The organism is Microbacterium sp. NPDC055903, assembly GCF_053615555.1.
Window position 1 is genome coordinate 477,679 of the sequence record NZ_JBSHCA010000003.1, and the last position, 18,975, is coordinate 496,653.

The following is an 18,975-nucleotide window of genomic DNA, read 5'->3' on the forward strand; positions in this document are numbered from 1 at the left end:
GCTGCACGGCGGAGCGAGGAACGATCAGTCGTCCAGCGCGGAGACGACAGGGATCGCGTTCGTCACGACGGGCACGGATGCCGACATCAGCGTCCCGTCGTCCCGTCGCGCATCCGCGAAGGTCTGCAGCGTGGGTCGCCCTGGGATGATCGGCCCCTGGTCGGCGAGCGCGACGACGGCATCCTGCCCTTCCGCCGCCGTATGCTCGGCGCCGCGGACCGTGAACGACACCGGCTCCCCGACCCGCACGCTCACGCGCAGCTCGTCACGGGTGAGCGTGACCTGCAGGGCCGTGCCCTGCCACTGCAGCGGGTACGACAGGCTCGGCCAGTCGGCGGGCAGGCGCGGGTCGAAGCTCAGCTCGCCCGCGTGGTCGCGCATGCCGCCGAAGCCGGAGACGAGCGCCGTCCACACGCCGCCGGCCGAGGCGACGTGCACGCCGTCGGCGGCGTTGTGATGCAGATCTCCGAGGTCGACGAAGATCGACTGGCGGAAGTAGTCCATGGCGAGGTCCTGGTAGCCCACTTCGGCCGCGAGGATCGACTGCACGACGGCGGAAAGGGTCGAGTCGCCGGTGGTGAGCGGGTCGTAGTACCGGAAGTCGGCCAGCTTCTCCTCGGGGGTGAAGTGGTTGCCCTGCAGGAACAGGGCGAGCACCACATCGGCCTGCTTGAGCACCTGGAAGCGGTAGATAACGAGCGGGTGGAAGTGCAGCAGCAGCGGACGCTGGTCGTTCGGGGTGTTCTCGAGGTCCCAGACTTCGCGCTCCAGGAACAGCGAGTCCTGGGGGTGGATGCCCAGGCTCTCGCTGAACGGGATGAACATCGCGTTCGCTGCGAGCTCCCACCCCTCGGCCTCCCCCGCTTCGAGGCCGGTGCGTGCGACGAGCGCGTCGTAGGCCGCGGGGTCGGCCGCCGCGAGCTCGCGGACGACCCTGGACGCATAGCGCAGGTTGTAGCGCGCCATGACGTTGGTGAAGAGGTTGTCGTTGACGACGGTGGTGTACTCGTCGGGCCCCGTCACCCCGTGGATGTGGAACGTGGCGTCGCCGTTCGTCCCCCGCCAGAAGCCGAGCGTGTCCCACAGGCGTGCGGTCTCGACGGCGACGTCGACACCCTCGCGGTGCAGGAACTCCACGTCCCCGGTCGCCCTGACGTACTTGCCGAGGGCGAAGCTCACGTCGGCGTTGATGTGGTACTGCGCGGTGCCGGCGGCGTAGTAGGCCGATGCCTCCTCGCCGTTGATGGTGCGCCAGGGGAAGAGCGCGCCGGCCTCGTTGAGCTGAGCGGCCCTGCGGCGGGCCGCAGGCAGCATGAGCACGCGCGCCCGCAGCGCATTGCGCGCCCACTGCGGCGAGGTGTACGTGAGGAACGGCAGGACGTAGATCTCGGTGTCCCAGAAGTAGTGCCCGCTGTAGCCGGAGCCGGAGACGCCCTTGGCCGGCACGCCTGCTCCGTCGGCACGAGCGGATGCCTGCGCGAGCTGGAACAGGCACCAGCGGGTCGCCTGCTGGAGGTCGTCGTGCCCCTCGATGACGACGTCGCTGCGCCCCCAGAACGCGTCGAGCCAGTCGGCCTGATGCTGGAACTGCGCATCGACTCCCTCGACCGCGACCCTGTCGAGCGAGCGGCGGCAGCGGTCGACGAGCTCCCTCGCCGGGACTCCGCGGGAGGTGTGATAGCTGACGAGCTTGGTGATGCGGATGGGGACGCCCGCCTTCGCCTGCACCCGGAAGACGTTCTTGGCGATATCCGGCTCGATGAGCTGTCTGGCGTCGTAGGCGTTCTCGGTCTCCAGGATGTGGTCGGCGACAACGGCCACCGTCATCCCCGATTCGCTCACCCGGTACGACAGCGCGGAGCGCAGCCCGTCCTGCCAGAACTCGACGGGCTGCAGCACCCGCTCCGCGATCCGCTCGCTCTTGCGCGGATCGAAGCCGGCCTTGGCCTTCTTGGCGGGCACGGGTGTGCCCGCGTAGACGGTCCCGCCGTCCTGGCGGTTGAGGATCTGGCAGCTGATGGTGACGGGCGCATCCGCGTTCTCCACGGTGACCTCGAGGCGCAGGATCGCGAGGTGGCGCTCCTCGAAGCTGACCAAGCGCTCGTCGTGCATGCGCACGCGCTTGCCGGACGGTGTTTCCCAGACCAGCTCGCGGGTCAGCACGCCCGTCTTCATGTCCAGCGAGCGAGAGTACTCGCGGACGTCCGCCTCATCGAAGGAGATCGGCTCGTCGTCGACGTAGACGCGCATGATCTTCGCGTCGGGGGCGTTGACGATGGTCTGTCCCACCTCGGCGAAGCCGTACGCCTGCTCTGCGTGCCGGATCGGCCAGGTCTCGTGCAGGCCGTTCAGGAACGTGCCGTGCTCGTGGGCGCCGCGCCCCTCGATGTGGTTGCCTCTGAGCCCCAGATACCCGTTGCCGACGGCGAACAGCGTCTCCGAGACACCGTCCTCGCTGTAGCGGGTCTCGACGAGACGCCACGGGTCTACGGGAAAGCGGTCGCGATCGATCATGCGGTCTCCGGGGTGTCGTGGAGGAGGCGGGCGAGGTCATCGACGATACAGGTCGCGCCCTGTGCGCGGAGGACATCCGCACCCGCGCCGCGATCGACGCCGACGACGATCGCGAAACCGGCGGCGGAGGCGGAGGCGACGCCCGCCACAGCATCCTCGACCGCCGCACTCGTGGCGGCATCCACGCCGAGTGCGACAGCACCGGCGGCGAACATGTCAGCGGCGGGCTTCGAGGCGAGATGGTCCTGCTCTGCGACCACGCCGTCGACGACGATCTCGAAGAAGTCGCGGATGCCTGCCGAGGCGAGCACCTCCTCGGCGTTCTTGGAGCTCGAGACGACGCCCATGCGGATCCCGGCATCCCTCAGCTCTCGGATGAGCGCGAGCGAGCCGGGGTAGGGTGCGATCCCGTCCCGGCGCAGGGACGCGGCGAAGGCGTCGTTCTTGCGGTTGCCGATGCCGCAGACGGTCTCGGCCTCGGGGGCGTCGTCCGTCTCGCCCCAGGGGATCTCGACGTTGCGGCTGTGCAGCAGGCTCGCGACCCCGTCGTAGCGCTTCTTGCCATCCAGATAGGCGAAGTAGTCGTCGTCCGTGTACGCGGGCGAGATGCCCCACTGCGCGAAGACGTCCTCGAAGACGTCCTTCCATGCGCGCATGTGCACTTCGGCGGTCGGCGTGAGCACGCCGTCGAGATCGAACAGGACCCCTGAGGTCTCTCGGAGATCGGGCAGGGCATCGGACACGCGGGCCTCCAGCGGACGAGGGAGAACGGGGCCGGCACCTCTGTGTGCCACTGTCAGCGTAATGCGCCCTGCACGCCGGATGCTACGCCCGGCCGTGGCAGACTGGCATGACCATCGAAGGGGGTCCCGTGCTCGCTGCCGAACGTCGTTCGCGCATCCTCTCCGAGGTGCGTCGCGCCGGTGCCGCCGTCGTCGGCGAACTCGCCGAGACGCTGGGTGTGAGCGAGATGACCGTGCGGCGCGACATCGACGTCCTCGCCGATCAGGGGCTCGTCGATCGCGTCCGAGGGGGCGCGACGACGCCGCGCCTGCCCGACCGCAGCGAGGTCGACTTCCGCTCGCAGGCGCGCAGGATGCTGGCGCAGAAGCGCGCCATCGCGCGAGCCGCCGCGCGCCTCGTCGAGCCCGGTATGGCCGTCGGCCTCTCCGGCGGGAGCACCGCGTGGGCGCTCGCTCAGGAGCTGCGCGGCATCCCCGATCTCACGATCGTCACGAACTCCCTGCCCGTCGGCGACGTCTTCGCCCGCCCCGATCGCGCGGACGAGCCGTACACGCAGACCGTCGTGCTCACCGGCGGGGTCCGCACACCGGCGGATGCCCTCGTCGGCCCGGTCGCCGTCCGCGCCCTCGAGGTGCTGCACTGCGACCTCGTCTTCCTCGGCGTGCGAGGCGTCGACCTGCAGGCCGGCCTCACGACGTCGAACCTCCTCGAGGCCGAGACCGACCGCGCCCTCATCGCGACGGGCGGTGTGTCCGTCGTGCTCGCCGATCACACGAAGTGGAACGCGGTGGGTCTCACGACCATCGCGGACATCGGCGACGTCGACCGTCTCATCACCGACGACGGCCTGCCCTCGGATGCCGTCGAGCAGCTCGACGCGCTCGTCGGCGTGACCCTCGCGGAGGTCGAGGAGCCGGCGGCATCCTGACCGGGGCGGGATCTGCGGCCCGTTCGGCCGTCGCTCCCCGGCATCCACCTGGCGCATCACGCCGCAACCCCGGCCGGATTCCGACACCTGATGCCCACCGAGGCACCCGCCGCCGCTCCACGCACGCTCCCCGCACCAGCACCAGCCACCTCAGCGGAGCGTCGAGCCCCTGACCTCGATGCGGGCATCGACGACGATGTGGCGCACGGGCATGTCCATGCCGGGCGGCGTGTTCATCTGACGCTCCAGCTCATCGAGCGCCGCGTCGACGAGCGCACCATCGTCGGGCGAGATCGAGGTCAGCGCCGGTGTCGAGAACCGAGCCGCGTGCACGTCGTCGAAACCGATGACGGCGACCTCCTCCGGCACCCGCTTGCCCGCGTCGTGCAGGGCAGACAGCACGCCGAAGGCGAGCGAGTCGTTCGAGCACGCCACCCCGTCGAACGTCACCCCGGCCGCGAGCAGCGCCGACATGGCGCGTCTGCCCTCCTCGGGGGTGAACGCCTCGACCGTCGCGACGAGCTCGGCGTCTTCGGCGAGGCCCAGCCGCGCGACCGCCTGGCGATATCCGGCGAGGCGCTGATCCGCGGCATCCGACGGCCGGGCCGCACGGCTTCCCACGAAGGCGATCCTGCGGCAGCCGGCCTCGGCGAGGTGGGTCGTGGCGGCATCCGTCGCAGCCTTGTTGTCGATGGTGACGTGGGTGAAAGGGCTCACCTGGATGTGCTCGCCCAGCAGCACGATCGGGCCTGGCGCCGTGCGCCTGGTGAGGTCTCCGACCGTCAGCGAGCGCGGGATGTGGATCAGCCCGTCGATGGGCGGCAGCCCGACGCCGTTGGCGATGTCGACCTCGCGCTCGTGGCTGCCCGCGGTCTGCTGGATGAGGATGGACAGCCCGCGCGCATGCGCGCGGGTGACGAAGAGCGAGGTGAGCTCGGCGAAGTACGGCTCATCGAGGTCGGGCACGGCGAGAGCCACGATCCCGGTGCGCTGACGGCGGGTCACCGGTGCGCCGCGTCGTGCCGCTTCATTCACGGGCCTGCTCCTCGCCGAGATGCTCCTGGCCCTCACGCTACCGGTCACCGGGCCTCCGTCTTGGCATCCGCACGCCCGCGCTGCACGCGGAACGCGATCACGCGCGCCTCGGACACCCCGTTGGTGGCCGAGATGACGAGCCGCGCGGCCGAGAACGCCCCGAGATCGGCGGGGAGCGGGTGGACGCGGTGGCGATGCCGATTGCCCTCCACCTCGGCGGCGACGCGCCAGCCGTCCACGCCGAGGACCTCGACCCGGTAGTCGCGCACGAGCTGCGGCAGCACGCGGTCGGGGCTGCGGTGGTGATGCAGCGTGTTCAGCTCGAGGTCGACGTCGTCGTCGAACACCAGGCGCACCTCGCCGGCGGTGACGGGCTCGGCCCAGTCCAGCCGCAGCCACTCCTCCCGACCGGATTCCATCGGTGCGGATGCCCACATGTTCGGCCCGTCGAAGGGACGGTTGTATCCGCCGACCGCGCGCTCCGGCGCGAGCACCTCCGACGCGGGGAACGCGCGGAAGACGACGGAGCGCCCCCGCAGCGGCTTGGTCGGCCATTGCACGATGAGCTCGTCCGTGCTGATCTGCACGTTCTGATCGTCGTTGTCGACGCGGTGCACGAGCGAGAGGACGCCGGGAGGGAGCGCCGCGGTCGTGTACACGGTCGCGTCGGCATTGCGCCGGATCACGACGATCACGTTGCGCGGTTTGTCCGTCGTGTGGGGCAGCTCGATGTCGACCCACTGCGCGTCGCCCGCCGCGAGCGGCACGGATGCTGCGGCGACGCGATGCACAGGGATGACGTTCTGCGGCAGATCCGAGACGTAGGCCTCGACGACGAGCGTCGTGTCTCGCGCCGCGGCGACCCGCAGGGAGATCCCGCCCAGGACGTCGTGCACGGGGACGACGATGCCGAGGTCGTCGTCGAGCGGATGCGGATCGCCGACGGCCGCAGCACCCGTGCCGACGACGGTCGTGGAGCTCGATGCGGTGACCGAGGCGCTGCGCGCGAGATCGTCCTGGTCCTCGTTGGCGACGCCGATCAGCGGCGCATCCGCGCGCAGCAGGGTCTGCCGGAGCTCCGCGAGGTACTCGTCGTGGATGCCGCGCGGCGTCGTGCCGAGCGCGACGCTGAGCGCCGCGGCCGTGCCGGCGGCCTCCCCCATCGCCGCGCACGTCGCCATCACGCGGGCGGCTCCGAAGGCGATGTGGGTGGCCGAGACGAGCCGGCCGGCCATGAGGAGGTTGCCGACGTTCTGCGAGTAGAGCGAGCGGTACGGGATCTCGAAGACGCCGTTGGAGAAGCGCTGCAGCGCACCGGCGCCGGTGGCGTACATGCCGCCGGCGGGATGCAGGTCGATCGACCATCCGCCGAACGCGACCCCGTCGTCGAAGGCGGTCTGGTCGATGATGTCGCCCTGGTGCAGCGTGTAGTCGCCGATGAAGCGCCGGTACTCGCGCTTGCCGGGGATGTTGCCGATCCACTCGAGATCGAGGGTGTCGGCATCGAACTTCCCCGAGTTCTTGATGTGATCCCAGATGCCGAGGATCACACCGCGCAGCTCGTCGCGGATGCGCTCGTTGTCATCCACGATGTCGAGCTCGCCGCCCCACTCGACCCACCAGTACGCCGCGCCGCTGTCACCGGAGCGGATGATGCGCGATTCCGGGATGGGGGTCGTCGTGATGTCGATGGCGGAGTCCGGCGCGACGAAGTCGACCGGACGCCCGAGGTCCTTGGAGTAGAACAGCAGGGTGGAGCCGAGGAACTCGCGCTTCGGCTCCTCCGGAGCCCAGTCCTCACCGAACTCGGCGCGTCCTTCCTTGCCGAGACGGTAGCGCGCACCGGCGAGATGGCCGACGAGCCCGTCGCCCGTGCAGTCGAGGAAGATCGGCGCGCGGAACTCCGTGGTGATCTCCGATCCCATGGTCCAGCCGGTCACGGCGTCGATGACGCGGGCGTCGTCCGGCCCGTGGGCGGCGACCTCCCGCACATCGGTGTTGAGGAAGAGCGTGATGTTCTTCTCGCGGCGGACGAGGTCGAGCACGACGTCGTCCCAGTGGATCGGGTTGCCCTCGGGGTTGCGGTACTGGTTCTCCAGGTACAGCTCGCCGATGACGCCCGTCTCACGCGCCCAGCGCTGGTTGCCGTGGGCGGTCGCCCCGCACACCCACACCCGCACCTCGGAGGACGAGTTTCCTCCGAGGACGGGACGGTTGCCGATCAGCGCGACCCTGCTGCCGAGCCGGGCGGCGGCGATCGCCGCCCCGACTCCGGCGAGGCCTCCTCCGACGACGACGACGTCGGTCTCGATCCTCTGGCTGCGCATGCGGGGTTCCTTCCGTGGGGTGTGGGTGTGCGGGGCGGCGGGGTCAGCCGTCCGCGGCGATCGCTTCGATCTCGAAGACGCGGGCGACGTCGGTCGCCGAAGCGGACGGGTCGGAGATCTCCAGGCGGATGCCGTCGGCGACGACGTCCGCGGTGTCGACCCTGACGAGACGCTCGGTGTTCGCCGCGTACGTCCCGACCTCGGTCCAGCCGTCGGCGGTGTGCACGAGCACGGTGAAGCCGCGCAGGACGGCCGCGGTGCTCGGGTCGACGCTGTAGCCGCTGCGCACGCGCACCTCGGCGAGCGCCGCCGGCTCCGCGAGGGTGATCTCGATGCTCGGCGTTGGGTCGTTCGCGGCGGAGATCCACCGGCTGGCGTCGGTGCAGACGCCGTCGACCGCGAGCTCCGGACCCGTGTCCGCCCTCAACTGCGAGGATGCGGTGACGGTGGCGCCGATGGCGAGGTTCGTCCCGCCGAGGTCGCCGCGCAGCTCGGCGACGATGTCCGAGAGCTCCTCACCGCTCGCCTTCGGGCCCGATCGGGGCACTTCGGCGTACGAGAGCACGGCGGGGTTCGCGTTGGGGGCGCTGAGGTAGAGCAGATCGGTGCCGGCATCCGTGGTCGCCGCCCGCAGCCGCTGCTGACCGCTGCGCGCCTCGCCGACCGTCTCGTACGACCAGCCGGCCCGGCCCTTCGCCTGCTCGATCTTGACCACCTGGCTTCGCAGCTCGCCGCAGACCTGGGCCGTGACGGCCGCATAGACGCGGACCTTCGAGCCGTGCACGGTGGTGTCGATGGTCGCGCTCGTCGCGGTGCCCGCGCCGAGCTCCGAGGTGTCGACGAGCATCTCGCTCGACCAGCCGGAGCGGTTCCAGGATGCGTAGAGCACGTCGTACGCCGTGGCATCCTTCTCCACGAACCGGTAGGTGATGCCGACGAGCCGGTCGCCGCGCAGCGCCATCTTCGCGGTCTGCAGGGCGGGGGTGTAACTGGAGATGTCCTCGTCCGCACCGAAGTCCCGCCAGATCACCGCTCCGCCGCTGTCGGGGGTGACGGGCCCCTCCACCGCGGTGCCCGCGACGTCCTCGATGCCGCCGGTCGCGGGGTCGTAGACGACGTAGGAGCCCAGGTGCCGCGCAGGATCCGCCGGCCAGGGGCCCCACTCCCACAGCACGTGGACGCGCCCGTCGCCGTCGACCTCGAGGTCGTCGGGATAGAACGAGTAGCCGACCGCCGCGGCGATCGTGGTCTCCTTCTCCCAGACGCCGACCGCTGGATCGTAGTGGTACAGCACTCCGTCGCGCCGGCGCTGGGTGTCTGCGCCGCTGCGCACGAGCAGCCAGGCGTCGCCATCCGCACCGTGGGCGGTGATCGGATACGTGATCGTCGCCGCCTGGTCGGGCATCTCGGCCGTGACGTCGACGAGGCTCGTGACGTCGCCTGGCGTCTCGGTGCGGAAGTAGTTCCACTGCTCGTGGTGCATCGAGACGAAGGCGTGGATCATGCCCTCGCCGTCCACGACGATCGACGGCTGGTTGTGGCCGTTGTCATCCACGAAGCTCACGCAGGATCCGGAGCCGTCATGCAGGCAGCCGTCCGTCCACGTGCCGTCCGCCGCGCGTGCGGCCAGGTGCACCTCGTGGGTCGCCGACGTCGGACCGGGCGCGTTGTACGCGAAGTACGCGACGCCGTCGACCTCGTCGATCGGGTTCCACCAGCCGGCCTGATTGGAGGCGTCGACCCGGAACGGGAGATCCTCGACGCTCGTCTGCGCAGGGGCGGCGAGCGCTGCGGGAACGAGCCCCGCGACGACCAGGGCCGCGCCCGCGACCGCACCGGTTGCGATACGGAGACGCACGGCTCAGCCGATCAGCTTCTGCGCGGCTTCGCCGGCCGCCTTCATGGCGTCGGCGGGCGTGGCCGAGCCGACGAGCACGGCCTGCACCTGCTCGGCGATCTCCGTCTCGATCTGCGAGTACGAGGTGAACGCCCAGAACGGGTTGCTCGTCGCCGTCGCCGTGATCCGCTCGCTGAACAGCGCCCCGAAGGTGTCTGCCGCGACGACGTCGGATGCCTGCGCCTCCTCCGTGACCGGCGGGAGACCGCGGATGGCGTAGTCGGCGAGCACGGTGTCGAGGTCGCTGGTGGCGAACTGGGCGAAGTCGCCGGCGGTAGCCGCTCCCTCACCGTCGATGACGGCGATCGCGCCGCCCCAGACGAGGGCACGCGGGGTGTCGCCGTCCTTGAGCACGGGCCGGGCGACCGGGGCGAGCTTGCTCGCGAGATCCGCATCGGGCGACTCGCCGACGACGGCGTTGCGACCGACCGGCGCGTCGTCGTAGATCGCGGTGCGCCCCTGGGCGAAGAGCGAACGGGCATCGAAGCGGTCGACGTCTGCGGCGATGAGCCCCTGGTCGTAGAGGCTCTTGTACCAGGTGACCGCCTCGATCGAGGCGTCGTCGCCGATGGTCACGGTCTCCCCGTCGATGAGCGGGCTGCCGAAGGTCTGCATCCAGATGAGGATGTCCTTGAGCTGCGCGGCCTTCGTCGAGGCGGCATACGGGATGAGCCCGCCGCCGAGCGCCTTGAGGTCCTTCAGCGTCTTCTCGTAGGCGTCGATGGTGGTCGGGAACTCCTCGGGGGTGACGCCGACCTTCGCGAGGATCTCGGAGTTGGTGACGAGACCGATCGCGCCGATCGTCCACGGCAGCGCGTACTGGATGCCGTCGAACTGCGCGGCCTTGAGCGCGGCATCCGTGTAGCCGCGGCCCTCGGTGAGGGATCCGAGGTCCTGCAGCTTGCCCATCGCGGCGAGCGATCCGAGCCAGGCGACGTCGACGTGCGCCGCACCGGCGAACTGACCGCCGCGCACCTGCAGGGTGAGCTGGTTGAAGTACTCGTTGTACGGGAAGGAGACGTCCTTCACCGAGATGGACTGCTTGCCCTCGTACGCCGCGACGATCGCTTCGAGCGCAGGGGCTGCCGCCTCCTCGGTGAACGACCAGGAGGCGAACGAGAAGTCCGTCGGGTCTGCGCCGTTGAGGCCGGCGGCGGTGCCTGAACCGCCGCCGGGCTTGGGGGCGGTGCCGGTGGGCGCACAGGCGGCGAGGGCTGCGGCTGCGGCACCGATGCCGAACAGCTGGAGCGCCCTGCGTCGCGTCAAGGCGATGTTCGTGAGCGGGGATGCGGACATGGTCGTCCTCCTTGTCGAGATGTCGTGCATGGTGGATACGGGATCAGCCCTTGACGGCGCCGGCGGTCATGCCGCCGACGAGGAAGCGCTGGAGCAGGATGAAGGCGATGGCGACGGGCAGCGAGACGACGAGGGATGCCGCCATGAGCTCGGGCCAGGCGGTGGACGCCTCGCCGACGTAGGTGTTCACGAGGCCAGGAGGCAGCGTCTGCTTCTCAGGGCCCGCGAGCGTGAGCGCGAAGATGAAGTCGTTCCAGCCGCGCACGAACGCGAACAGCCCTGCGGCGACGAGCCCGGGAGCCGACAGGGGCAGCACGATCGAGTGGATGATGCGCAGGCGCGAGGCGCCGTCCACGCGGGCGGCTTCGATGAGCTCGTCGGGGATGGTGTCGAAGAACCCCTTCAGCATCCACACGCACAGCGGCAGCGTGAAGGTCGTGAACGACAGCACGAGCGCCGTGTAGGTGTTGAGCAGGTTGTAGGCGGCGAACACCGTGTACAGGGTGACGAGCAGCAGCGCCTGCGGGAACATCTGCGAGGCGAGGACGAAGTACATCAGCGCGCGACGACCGGTGTAGCGGAACTTCGAGAACGAGTAGCCCATGTAGGCCGACACGATCACGGAGAGGATCGCCGTGATCACCGAGACGATGATGCTGTTCTGCAGGTACGTGAACAGCTGGGGGTTGGAGAACAGCGACGCGTAGGCCTCGAAGGAGATCTCGGAGGGGAACAGGCGCGGCGGGTACGAGAACACCTGCGTCTTCGGGGTGAGCGAGGTGGCGAGCAGCCAGTAGACCGGCAGCAGCGCGAAGCCGCCGAACACGATCACGGTGAGCCAGGCGGCGATCTTGACGCCCGGGCGTTCGCGGCGCTCCGCGGATGCCGGGCGGGGCTTGCGGGCCTTGCGCGGCGGGAGGACGTGGGCCCTGGTCGCGTCGATCACGGCATCCGAATCCTGGGGCTGGGGAAGCAGGGTGGCGGTCATTTCTTCTCTCCCTTCTCCGAGAAGCGGACGTACACGACGACGAGCACCATGAGCAGCAGGAGCCAGAGGAGGCCGAGGGCGCCCGCCTTGCCCAGGTCGAAGCCGTGGAAGGCCGTCTCGTACACGGCGGTGGCGAAGGTCTGGGTGCTGCCGGCCGGGCCGCCGCCGGTGAGGACGTAGATGATGTCGAAGTGCTGGAAGTTCCAGATGAACTCCAGCAGCAGGACGAGCCCGATGATGCCGTTCATCTGCGGGACCGTGATGGAGAAGAAGCGGCGGATGGTGCCCGCTCCGTCGATCTCGGCGGCCTCGTGGAGCTCGCGCGGCACCGTCTGCAGACCGGCGAGGAGCATGACCATCATCCAGGGGAAGGACTGCCAGGTCTTCGCGACGATGACCGCGACCATGGCGGTGCCGGGCTGGGCGAGCCATGCCTGCGGGTCGTCGATGAGTCCGATCGACTGCAGCAGGGAGTTCATCACGCCGTAGTTGGCGTTGAAGATCCACATCCACAGGAACGAGACGACGACGCCGGGCACGAGCCACGGGATGAGCATGAGCCCGCGGAACACCTTCGACCCGGCGATGCGGGTGTTCAGTGCGAGCGCGAGCCCGAATCCGATGATGAACGGGATCGCCGTGGTGCCGAGCGTGAACACCATGGTCTGCCCGAACAGGGTGAGGAACTCGCCCTGCAGCACGTCGATGATGTTCTGGAATCCCACGAACTCGCGGCCGGGGTAGAGCAGGCTCTGCTCGAAGAAGGCGGTGACGAGGCTCGTGATGAGCGGGTAGACCACGACGGCGACCAGGAGCGCGAGCCCGGGCACGACGAGGAGGAAGGCGAACATCCGATCCGAGATGCGTTTCGGAGTGTTTGCTTTTGTTGCTAGTTGTGAAGTCATTGTTCCCACGTCTCTGTGCGCTTCTGTCGCCATTGAGCAGCAAGACCCCGGAGGGTGCGGGTCAAGTCTCACGGAGCCGCGGGATCGCGTCAATTCGGAACGGTAACGCTTGGGTAACGGAGAGTGCGTAACTGTTCTTGCTTGTTATCTAGCACTGTTGCTTATGGCATCGCTTCGACAAGCTCAGCGAGCTACACCACCCGACACCCCGTACGCTTCGACAAGCTCAGCGAGCTACACGAGCCACCCCCGCACGCTTCGACAAGCTCAGCGAGCTACACCGGACGCTCCCTGGGCCACCTTCACCGCTCCCTGAGCCTGTCGAAGGGAGCACACCCCCGCACGCTTCGACAAGCTCAGCGAGCTACACCACCCGACACCCCGCACGCTTCGACAGGCTCGGCGAGCTAGCCGACGCTGAGGGCCTGGCGGGCGATCTCGAGCTCCTCGTTCGTGGGCACGACCAGGACGTCGATCGCCGAGGCATCCGTGGAGATCCGACGGATGCCTGGCACGCGCGCACCATTCCGCTCGGCGTCGATCTCCACCCCGAGGAAGCCGAGGGTCGCGAGAGCATCCGCGCGGACACCGCTGGAGTTCTCTCCCACACCGGCGGTGAACGAGATGACATCCACCCCGCCCAGCTGTGCGATGTACGCGCCGGCGTAGGCGCGTAGGCGGTGGATGTAGACCTCGTAGGCGAGCGTCGCCGCCTCCTCCCCTGCCTCCACGCCGGCCACGATGTCGCGCATGTCGCTGCGCCCTGCGAGGCCGAGGAGGCCGCTGCGCTTGTTGAGCAGTGCATCGATCTCGGCGATGCCCAGGTCGGCACGGCGCGCGAGGTGCACGAGCACGGCGGGGTCGATGTCACCGGAGCGCGTGCCCATGACGAGCCCTTCGAGCGGAGTCATCCCCATGGACGTCTCGACGGAGCGCCCTCCGTCGATCGCCGTCACCGACGCCCCGTTGCCGAGGTGGAACACGAGCTGACGAAGCTCGGAGAGCGGACGCCCGAGGAAGAGCGCGGCCTGCTCGGAGACGAACTTGTGACTCGTGCCGTGGAATCCGTAGCGGCGGATGCGGTGACGCTCCGCGAGCTCGCGGTCGATCGCGTAGGTATAGGCGGCCGGTGGCAGCGTCTGGTGGAACGCGGTGTCGAACACCGCCACGTGCGGCACATCGGGGAACGCCCTGCGCCCCGCGCGGATGCCGGACACGGCACCGGGGTTGTGCAGCGGCGCGAGGGCCGAGAGGTCCTCGATGTTGATCTCCACGAGGTCGTCGATCAGCGTCGGCGCGAAGAAGCGCGCTCCGCCGTGCACGACGCGGTGGCCGACCGCGGCGGGCGGATGCTCGGCGAGCTGCGGCCCGTGCGCGGCGAACTGCTCGAGCATGATCGCGATGGCGGCGTCGTGGTCGGGAACGGCCGCTTCGCTGCGGTGCTTCTCGTCGAGCACGCCGGGCGTCGCGGGGCCGTCGGCGAGGCGCCGCACCGTGTGCGTCACGGCTCCGGCATCCTGGCCGATGCGCTCGATGAGGCCGTCGGCGAGCGGGAGCTCGCGCTCCATGTCCATCAGGCTGTACTTCAGCGACGAGGATCCGCTGTTGATGACGAGGACGACGCTCACGCTCACTCCCCCTGCGCCTGGATCGCCGTGATGGCGACCGTGTTGACGATGTCCTCGACGAGCGCTCCGCGACTCAGGTCGTTGATGGGCTTGTTGAGCCCCTGCAGCACCGGTCCGATCGCCACGGCGCCGGCCGAGCGCTGCACGGCCTTGTACGTGTTGTTGCCGGTGTTGAGGTCGGGGAAGACGAACACAGTCGCCCGGCCAGCCACCGCCGAGTCGGGCAGCTTGGCCTTCGCCACGGCGGCATCGGCCGCGGCGTCGTACTGGATGGGCCCCTCGACGAGCAGCTCGGGGGCGCGCTCGCGCACGAGCGCCGTGGCCTCGCGCACCTTGTCGACATCGGCGCCCGATCCGGATTCGCCCGTCGAGTAGGAGAGCATCGCGACGCGGGGGTCGATCCCGAACTGGCGGGCCGTCGCGGCCGAGGAGATGGCGATGTCCGCGAGCTGGATGCTGGTGGGATCGGGGATCACCGCGCAGTCGCCGTAGACGAGCACCCGGTCGGCGAGCGCCATGAGGAAGACGCTGGAGACGACGTTCACCCCCGGCCTCGTCTTGATGATCTCGAACGACGGCCGGATCGTGTGCGCCGTGGTGTGCGCGGCGCCCGAGACCATGCCGTCGGCGAGGCCGAGGTGCACCATCATCGTCCCGAAGTACGAGACGTCGGTGACGGTGTCGGCGGCCCGGTCGAGCGTGACGCCCTTGTGCGCGCGCAGCCGCGCGTATTCGGCGGCGAAGCGCTCGACGTACTCGGGGTCGGTGGGGCTGATGATCTGGGCGGCGGCGATGTCGACGCCGAGCTCGGTCGCGCGGGCGCGGATCGCGGTCTCGTCGCCGAGGATCGTGAGGTCGGCGACATCGCGGGCGATCAGGGTGGATGCTGCGCGGAGGATGCGGTCGTCGCCGCCCTCGGGCAGCACGATGCGCTTGCGGTCGGCGCGGGCTCGCTCGATGAGCCCGTACTCGAACATGAGCGGGGTGACCACCGTCGACTCCGCGAGGCCGAGCAGGCGCACGAGCTCGGAGATGTCGACGTGGGTCTGGAACAGCCCGAGGGCGGTGTCGTAGCGGCGGCCGGAGTCGGCGGCGAGCCTTCCGCGGGCGCCCATGACGCGCACCGCGGTCTCGTAGGTGCCGAGGTCGGTGGCGATGATCGGCACCCTGGATGCGAGCCCGTCGAGCAGCTGCTCGATCGCCTCCGGCAGCGGGAACGGGCCGTTGAGCACGATGCCGGAGATCGAGGGGAAGGTGCCGGCGGAGTCTGCGAGCAGGGCGGCCAGCAGCACTTCGGTGCGGTCGGCGGGGATGACCACGACGGCATCCGGCGTCAGCCGCGGGAGCACGTTCACCATCGACATTCCGGCAACGACGACGCTGAGCACCTCGCGGGTGAGGAGGGCGTCGTCGCCCTTCACGAGGCGCCCTTCGACGGCATCCAGGATGCCGCGGATGCTGGGGGCGACGAGCCTGCGATCCTCGGGGATCGCCCACACGGGGGTGGCGTCGGACTGCACCGCGTGCACGGCGTCGACGGTCTCGGCGAGCGCGTCCGGGTCTGCGCGGTTGACGACGGCGGCGAAGAGCTCTGCGCGTTCGGCGGCGAGCTCGGCCACGGCGAGGGCTGCGACCTGGCCCACCTCGGCGGCCGTGCGTGCGGTCGTGGTGCCGAGCTGCTCTGCCTGGCGCTGCTGGTCGCGGCCTGAGAGCACGAGCAGCACGGGTGCGCCGAGGTTCGCGGCGATGCGGGCGTTGTAGCCGAGCTCGGCGGGGCTGCCGACGTCGGTGTAGTCGCTGCCGATGACCACCACGGAGTCGCACTGCGCCTCGACGGCCTTGAACCGGGCGACGATCGTCGAGAGCGCCTTGTCCGGGTCGGCGCGGACGTCGTCGTAGGTGACGCCGACGCAGTCGTCGTAGTCGAGGTGCACGCCGTCGTGGGCGAGGAGCAGCTCGAGCACGTCGTCGCGTTCATCCGCAGAGCGGGTGATGGGCCGGAACACCCCCACGCGCGGCGTCACGCGCATGAGCGCGTCGAGCACGCCCAGGGCGATGGTGGACTTGCCGGTGTGTCCCTCTGCCGAGGTGATGTAGATGCTCCGCGCCACGCCCCCAGCCTATGCCGGGTGCTGCGCGGACGGGCCCTCAACCGGCCGGGCATTCTCCCGCCATGGCGTCGACGATGGCCACGGCATCCGACTCGAAGCGCGCGTAGTGCCCTGGATCGGAGTTCACCTGCACGCGGTTGATCGCGTGGCTGGGCTCCATCTCCTGCCACCCGTTCAGGCGGGCGAGGCGGGCGTAGAAGAGGCCTGCGGCGGATGCCGGGTCCATCCGCGCCTCGGGACTCCCCCACCAGTCCTGCTGCTGGAACAGGCCGATGCTGCTCGTCGGGGTCCCGTCGGGGTTGCGGACGCCCGCGGTCTCCCAGTCGCCGTAGTCGATGTTGATGAGAGAGCTCTCCCCCATGGCGGTCATGACGCCGATGACCTGCCCTTCGCGGTCGAAGCCGAGCCCGCGGGCGGTGCGGATGATCGTGGCGGCGTTGTCGAGCTGCTCGCCGTCCCAGCCTTCGATCCCTGATGCCGGGAACGTGGTCGGGTCGTCAAGGCAGACCGGGGCCTGGGCTGTGGTCAGCGGGACGAGCACGGCGATCGCGGCGACTCCGGCGACGATGCCGGTTCCGATCGCGATGCGCTTCAGCATCCGGATCCGCTGGGCGCGCAGCGCCGCTCGCCTCCGTGCGCCGGGGCGGCGGCGTCTGCGTCTCGCCGTCGTCCTGCGGCGAGCGCTCACGCCGACCTGGCCCTGCCGCGCCCGCGTCCGACGAAGACGGCGAGCCCGCCGCCGATCGCTCCGAACAGGTGCGCCTGCCAGGAGACGCCGTCGGCGGCGCCGAAGACGCCGATGAGCATGGCGCTGCCGTAGAGCGCGATGACCAGCAGGGCGATCAGCGCGTAGCCGATGCGGTGGGCGGTGCGCGCCGGCGCGAAGATGCGCAGCACGACGTAGCCGAAGTATCCGAAGACGAGCACGGAGGCCCCGACCGTGAGGGTGCCCGGCGCGTTCACGAACCAGGTGCCGGCGCCGCCCACGACGACGATGACGGCGGTGACGAGCCAGAACCGGCGGGCGCCCTCCACGGCGACGAGGCAGCCGAGCACGAGGAACGGCACGGAGTTGCCGATCAGGTGCGCCCAGTTCGCGTGCAAAAGAGGGCCGAGCAGGAACCCGCCGAGGCTGGTGAGGTCCCACGAGCGCAACCCGAACCCGGTGAAGGAGCCGGGCAGGATCGCGTCGGCGAGCTGGATGGCCCACATCAGGGCGAGGAGCGCGACGGGCGACGTGAAGCGGCCGAGGGCGCTGCGTCTGCGCGGGGCGTCGACGGAGGAGGTCACGCTCCGATCCTCGCAGGAGGGACCCTGAGGATGCTGAGTGCGCGGCCGTCGGCTCACTAGGCTCGGGGCAGCGGTGCGCGGCTCTGCGGCGCACGGGAACGGGAGACGACGGACATGCGCGCAGTGGTGATCGATCGGATCGGGGCGGAGCCCGAGGTGCGGGAGGTGCCGGAGCCGATCGCGCCGGAGGGCGGCGTGGTGGTGCGCGTGCACGCCACGGGCCTGTGCCGCAGCGACTGGCACGCCTGGGCGGGGCACGACGACGTCGTCTTCCCGCATGTGCCCGGTCATGAGCTGGCCGGCGTCATCGCCGCGGTCGGCGAGGGAGTCACGCGCTGGCGCGTGGGCGATCGGGTCACTTCGCCGTTCGTGTGCGGATGCGGGTCGTGCGAGTGGTGCCTGCGCGGCGACGCGCAGGTCTGCCCGCAGCAGCGCCAGCCCGGCTTCACCGACTGGGGCTCGTTCGCCGAGTTCGTGCCGCTGCACGCGGCGGACGTCAATCTCGTGGCGGTCGACGAGGCGATCTCGTTCGAGGCGGCTGCGAGTCTCGGATGCCGGTTCGCGACCGCCTATCGAGGGCTCGTCGGCCGTGCGCGCGTGCAGCCCGGTGAATGGGTCGCCGTGGTGGGTGCGGGCGGTGTGGGGCTGAGCGCGGTGATGATCGCTCATGCGCTGGGGGCGCGTGTGGTCGCGGTGGATCGCAATCCGGAGGCGCTCCGGCTCGCCGCCGAGCTCGGCGCCGAGCACGGCGTGCTCTCGAGCGGAGTGGACGTCCCTGCCGCGGTCGCAGAGCTCACGGGTGGCGGAGCGCACGTCTCGGTGGACGCGGTGGGGCTGGAGGCGACGGCGTCTGACGGCATCCGGAGCCTGCGCCGCCGAGGGCGGCACGTGCAGATCGGGCTGCTGCCGGCGAGTGAGGGGCATCCGCGGCTGCCGATGGACCGGGTGATCGGCTGGGAGCTCGATCTCCTCGGCAGTCACGGCATGGCGGCCGTCGACTACCCGGGCATGCTCGCATTGATCGCCTCAGGGGCGCTGCAGCCGCAGCGGCTGATCGAGCGGGTCGTCGGGCTGGAGGATGCGGCCCTGCTGCTGCCGGGGATGGATCGCTCGACGCAGGCGGGGATCACCATGATCGACCCGACCCGCTGAGCGGCGTCGCACGCCCGCGCGGGGACGAAAAGACCCTCCGCGCACCCAGCAGAGCCCGGTTACCCTTGCTACGTTTCCGTCCTGGGGGAATTGGCCTGGATGCCGTCACGCGGAGGGCTTGGAACAGTCTACCCGGCTGCGGGGCGTGCCACGAACCGGG

The 18,975-nt window shown here is 70.1% G+C and carries 14 protein-coding genes and 1 other RNA gene; 2 read left to right on the forward strand and 13 right to left on the reverse strand.

What is annotated here, in order from left to right; translation table 11 throughout:
- Positions 1 to 24 precede the first annotated feature (24 nt).
- Both ACWGJP_RS16075 and ACWGJP_RS16080 read right to left on the reverse strand, forming a co-directional pair.
- Positions 25 to 2,514 (reverse strand): glycoside hydrolase family 65 protein, encoded by a 2,490-nt coding sequence (locus ACWGJP_RS16075; RefSeq protein ID WP_452330805.1) that lies wholly within the window; start codon positions 2,512 to 2,514, stop codon positions 25 to 27.
- Positions 2,511 to 3,257, reverse strand: a complete 747-nt coding sequence (locus ACWGJP_RS16080; RefSeq protein ID WP_452330806.1) for an HAD-IA family hydrolase — start codon at positions 3,255 to 3,257, stop codon at positions 2,511 to 2,513. The genes ACWGJP_RS16075 and ACWGJP_RS16080 overlap by 4 nt, the downstream gene beginning before the upstream one ends.
- A 107-nt stretch (positions 3,258 to 3,364) precedes the next feature.
- Between ACWGJP_RS16080 and ACWGJP_RS16085 the strand changes: the two genes are divergently transcribed.
- Complete coding sequence (locus ACWGJP_RS16085) at positions 3,365 to 4,186, forward strand: DeoR/GlpR family DNA-binding transcription regulator (protein ID WP_452330807.1); 822 nt, start codon at positions 3,365 to 3,367, stop codon at positions 4,184 to 4,186.
- Positions 4,187 to 4,336: 150 nt separating this feature from the next.
- Here the strand turns inward: ACWGJP_RS16085 and ACWGJP_RS16090 are convergent, their stop codons facing one another.
- The 10 genes from ACWGJP_RS16090 to ACWGJP_RS16135 form a co-directional block, all read right to left on the reverse strand.
- Positions 4,337 to 5,221, reverse strand: coding sequence for a LacI family DNA-binding transcriptional regulator (locus tag ACWGJP_RS16090; protein ID WP_452330808.1), 885 nt, complete (start codon positions 5,219 to 5,221; stop codon positions 4,337 to 4,339).
- Positions 5,222 to 5,265: 44 nt separating this feature from the next.
- The gene (locus tag ACWGJP_RS16095) at positions 5,266 to 7,548 is read right to left on the reverse strand and encodes an FAD-dependent oxidoreductase (RefSeq protein ID WP_452330809.1); all 2,283 of its coding nucleotides are present in this window, start codon (positions 7,546 to 7,548) and stop codon (positions 5,266 to 5,268) included.
- A gap of 43 nt (positions 7,549 to 7,591) precedes the next feature.
- Positions 7,592 to 9,406: a BNR-4 repeat-containing protein gene (locus tag ACWGJP_RS16100; protein WP_452330810.1), complete on the reverse strand. Its 1,815-nt coding sequence runs from the start codon at positions 9,404 to 9,406 to the stop codon at positions 7,592 to 7,594.
- Between the two features lie 3 nt (positions 9,407 to 9,409).
- Positions 9,410 to 10,741: an extracellular solute-binding protein gene (locus ACWGJP_RS16105; protein WP_452330811.1), complete on the reverse strand. Its 1,332-nt coding sequence runs from the start codon at positions 10,739 to 10,741 to the stop codon at positions 9,410 to 9,412.
- 43 nt (positions 10,742 to 10,784) lie between these two features.
- Complete coding sequence (locus ACWGJP_RS16110) at positions 10,785 to 11,729, reverse strand: carbohydrate ABC transporter permease (RefSeq protein ID WP_452330812.1); 945 nt, start codon at positions 11,727 to 11,729, stop codon at positions 10,785 to 10,787.
- Positions 11,726 to 12,580: a carbohydrate ABC transporter permease gene (locus ACWGJP_RS16115; protein WP_452330813.1), complete on the reverse strand. Its 855-nt coding sequence runs from the start codon at positions 12,578 to 12,580 to the stop codon at positions 11,726 to 11,728. The genes ACWGJP_RS16110 and ACWGJP_RS16115 overlap by 4 nt, the downstream gene beginning before the upstream one ends.
- A gap of 461 nt (positions 12,581 to 13,041) precedes the next feature.
- Entirely contained in the window at positions 13,042 to 14,262 is a 1,221-nt protein-coding gene (locus ACWGJP_RS16120) for an acetate/propionate family kinase (RefSeq protein WP_452330814.1), read from the reverse strand.
- Between the two features lie 2 nt (positions 14,263 to 14,264).
- Positions 14,265 to 16,373, reverse strand: coding sequence for a phosphate acetyltransferase (gene pta, locus ACWGJP_RS16125; RefSeq protein ID WP_452330815.1), 2,109 nt, complete (start codon positions 16,371 to 16,373; stop codon positions 14,265 to 14,267).
- A gap of 37 nt (positions 16,374 to 16,410) precedes the next feature.
- Complete coding sequence (locus ACWGJP_RS16130; RefSeq protein WP_452330816.1) at positions 16,411 to 16,971, reverse strand: hypothetical protein; 561 nt, start codon at positions 16,969 to 16,971, stop codon at positions 16,411 to 16,413.
- A gap of 86 nt (positions 16,972 to 17,057) precedes the next feature.
- Positions 17,058 to 17,663, reverse strand: a complete 606-nt coding sequence (locus ACWGJP_RS16135) for a rhomboid family intramembrane serine protease (protein ID WP_452330817.1) — start codon at positions 17,661 to 17,663, stop codon at positions 17,058 to 17,060.
- A 114-nt stretch (positions 17,664 to 17,777) separates the two neighbouring features.
- Between ACWGJP_RS16135 and ACWGJP_RS16140 the strand changes: the two genes are divergently transcribed.
- Entirely contained in the window at positions 17,778 to 18,815 is a 1,038-nt protein-coding gene (locus ACWGJP_RS16140) for a zinc-dependent alcohol dehydrogenase family protein (RefSeq protein ID WP_452330818.1), read from the forward strand.
- Between the two features lie 23 nt (positions 18,816 to 18,838).
- Here ACWGJP_RS16140 and ffs read toward each other — a convergent pair.
- An RNA gene (ffs, locus tag ACWGJP_RS16145) (signal recognition particle sRNA small type) lies at positions 18,839 to 18,938 on the reverse strand.
- Positions 18,939 to 18,975: the final 37 nt, after the last annotated feature.

Bases quoted from the DNA above. Each gene is read 5' to 3' on its own strand.
- ACWGJP_RS16085 (WP_452330807.1), top strand. From the start codon at position 3,365: ATGACCATCGAAGGGGGTCCCGTGCTCGCTGCCGAACGTCGTTCGCGC.
- ACWGJP_RS16140 (WP_452330818.1), top strand. From the start codon at position 17,778: ATGCGCGCAGTGGTGATCGATCGGATCGGGGCGGAGCCCGAGGTGCGG.
- ACWGJP_RS16075 (WP_452330805.1), bottom strand. From the start codon at position 2,514: ATGATCGATCGCGACCGCTTTCCCGTAGACCCGTGGCGTCTCGTCGAG.
- ACWGJP_RS16105 (WP_452330811.1), bottom strand. From the start codon at position 10,741: ATGTCCGCATCCCCGCTCACGAACATCGCCTTGACGCGACGCAGGGCG.
- ACWGJP_RS16095 (WP_452330809.1), bottom strand. From the start codon at position 7,548: ATGCGCAGCCAGAGGATCGAGACCGACGTCGTCGTCGTCGGAGGAGGC.
- ACWGJP_RS16115 (WP_452330813.1), bottom strand. From the start codon at position 12,580: ATGTTCGCCTTCCTCCTCGTCGTGCCCGGGCTCGCGCTCCTGGTCGCC.
- ACWGJP_RS16130 (WP_452330816.1), bottom strand. From the start codon at position 16,971: ATGCTGAAGCGCATCGCGATCGGAACCGGCATCGTCGCCGGAGTCGCC.
- ACWGJP_RS16110 (WP_452330812.1), bottom strand. From the start codon at position 11,729: ATGACCGCCACCCTGCTTCCCCAGCCCCAGGATTCGGATGCCGTGATC.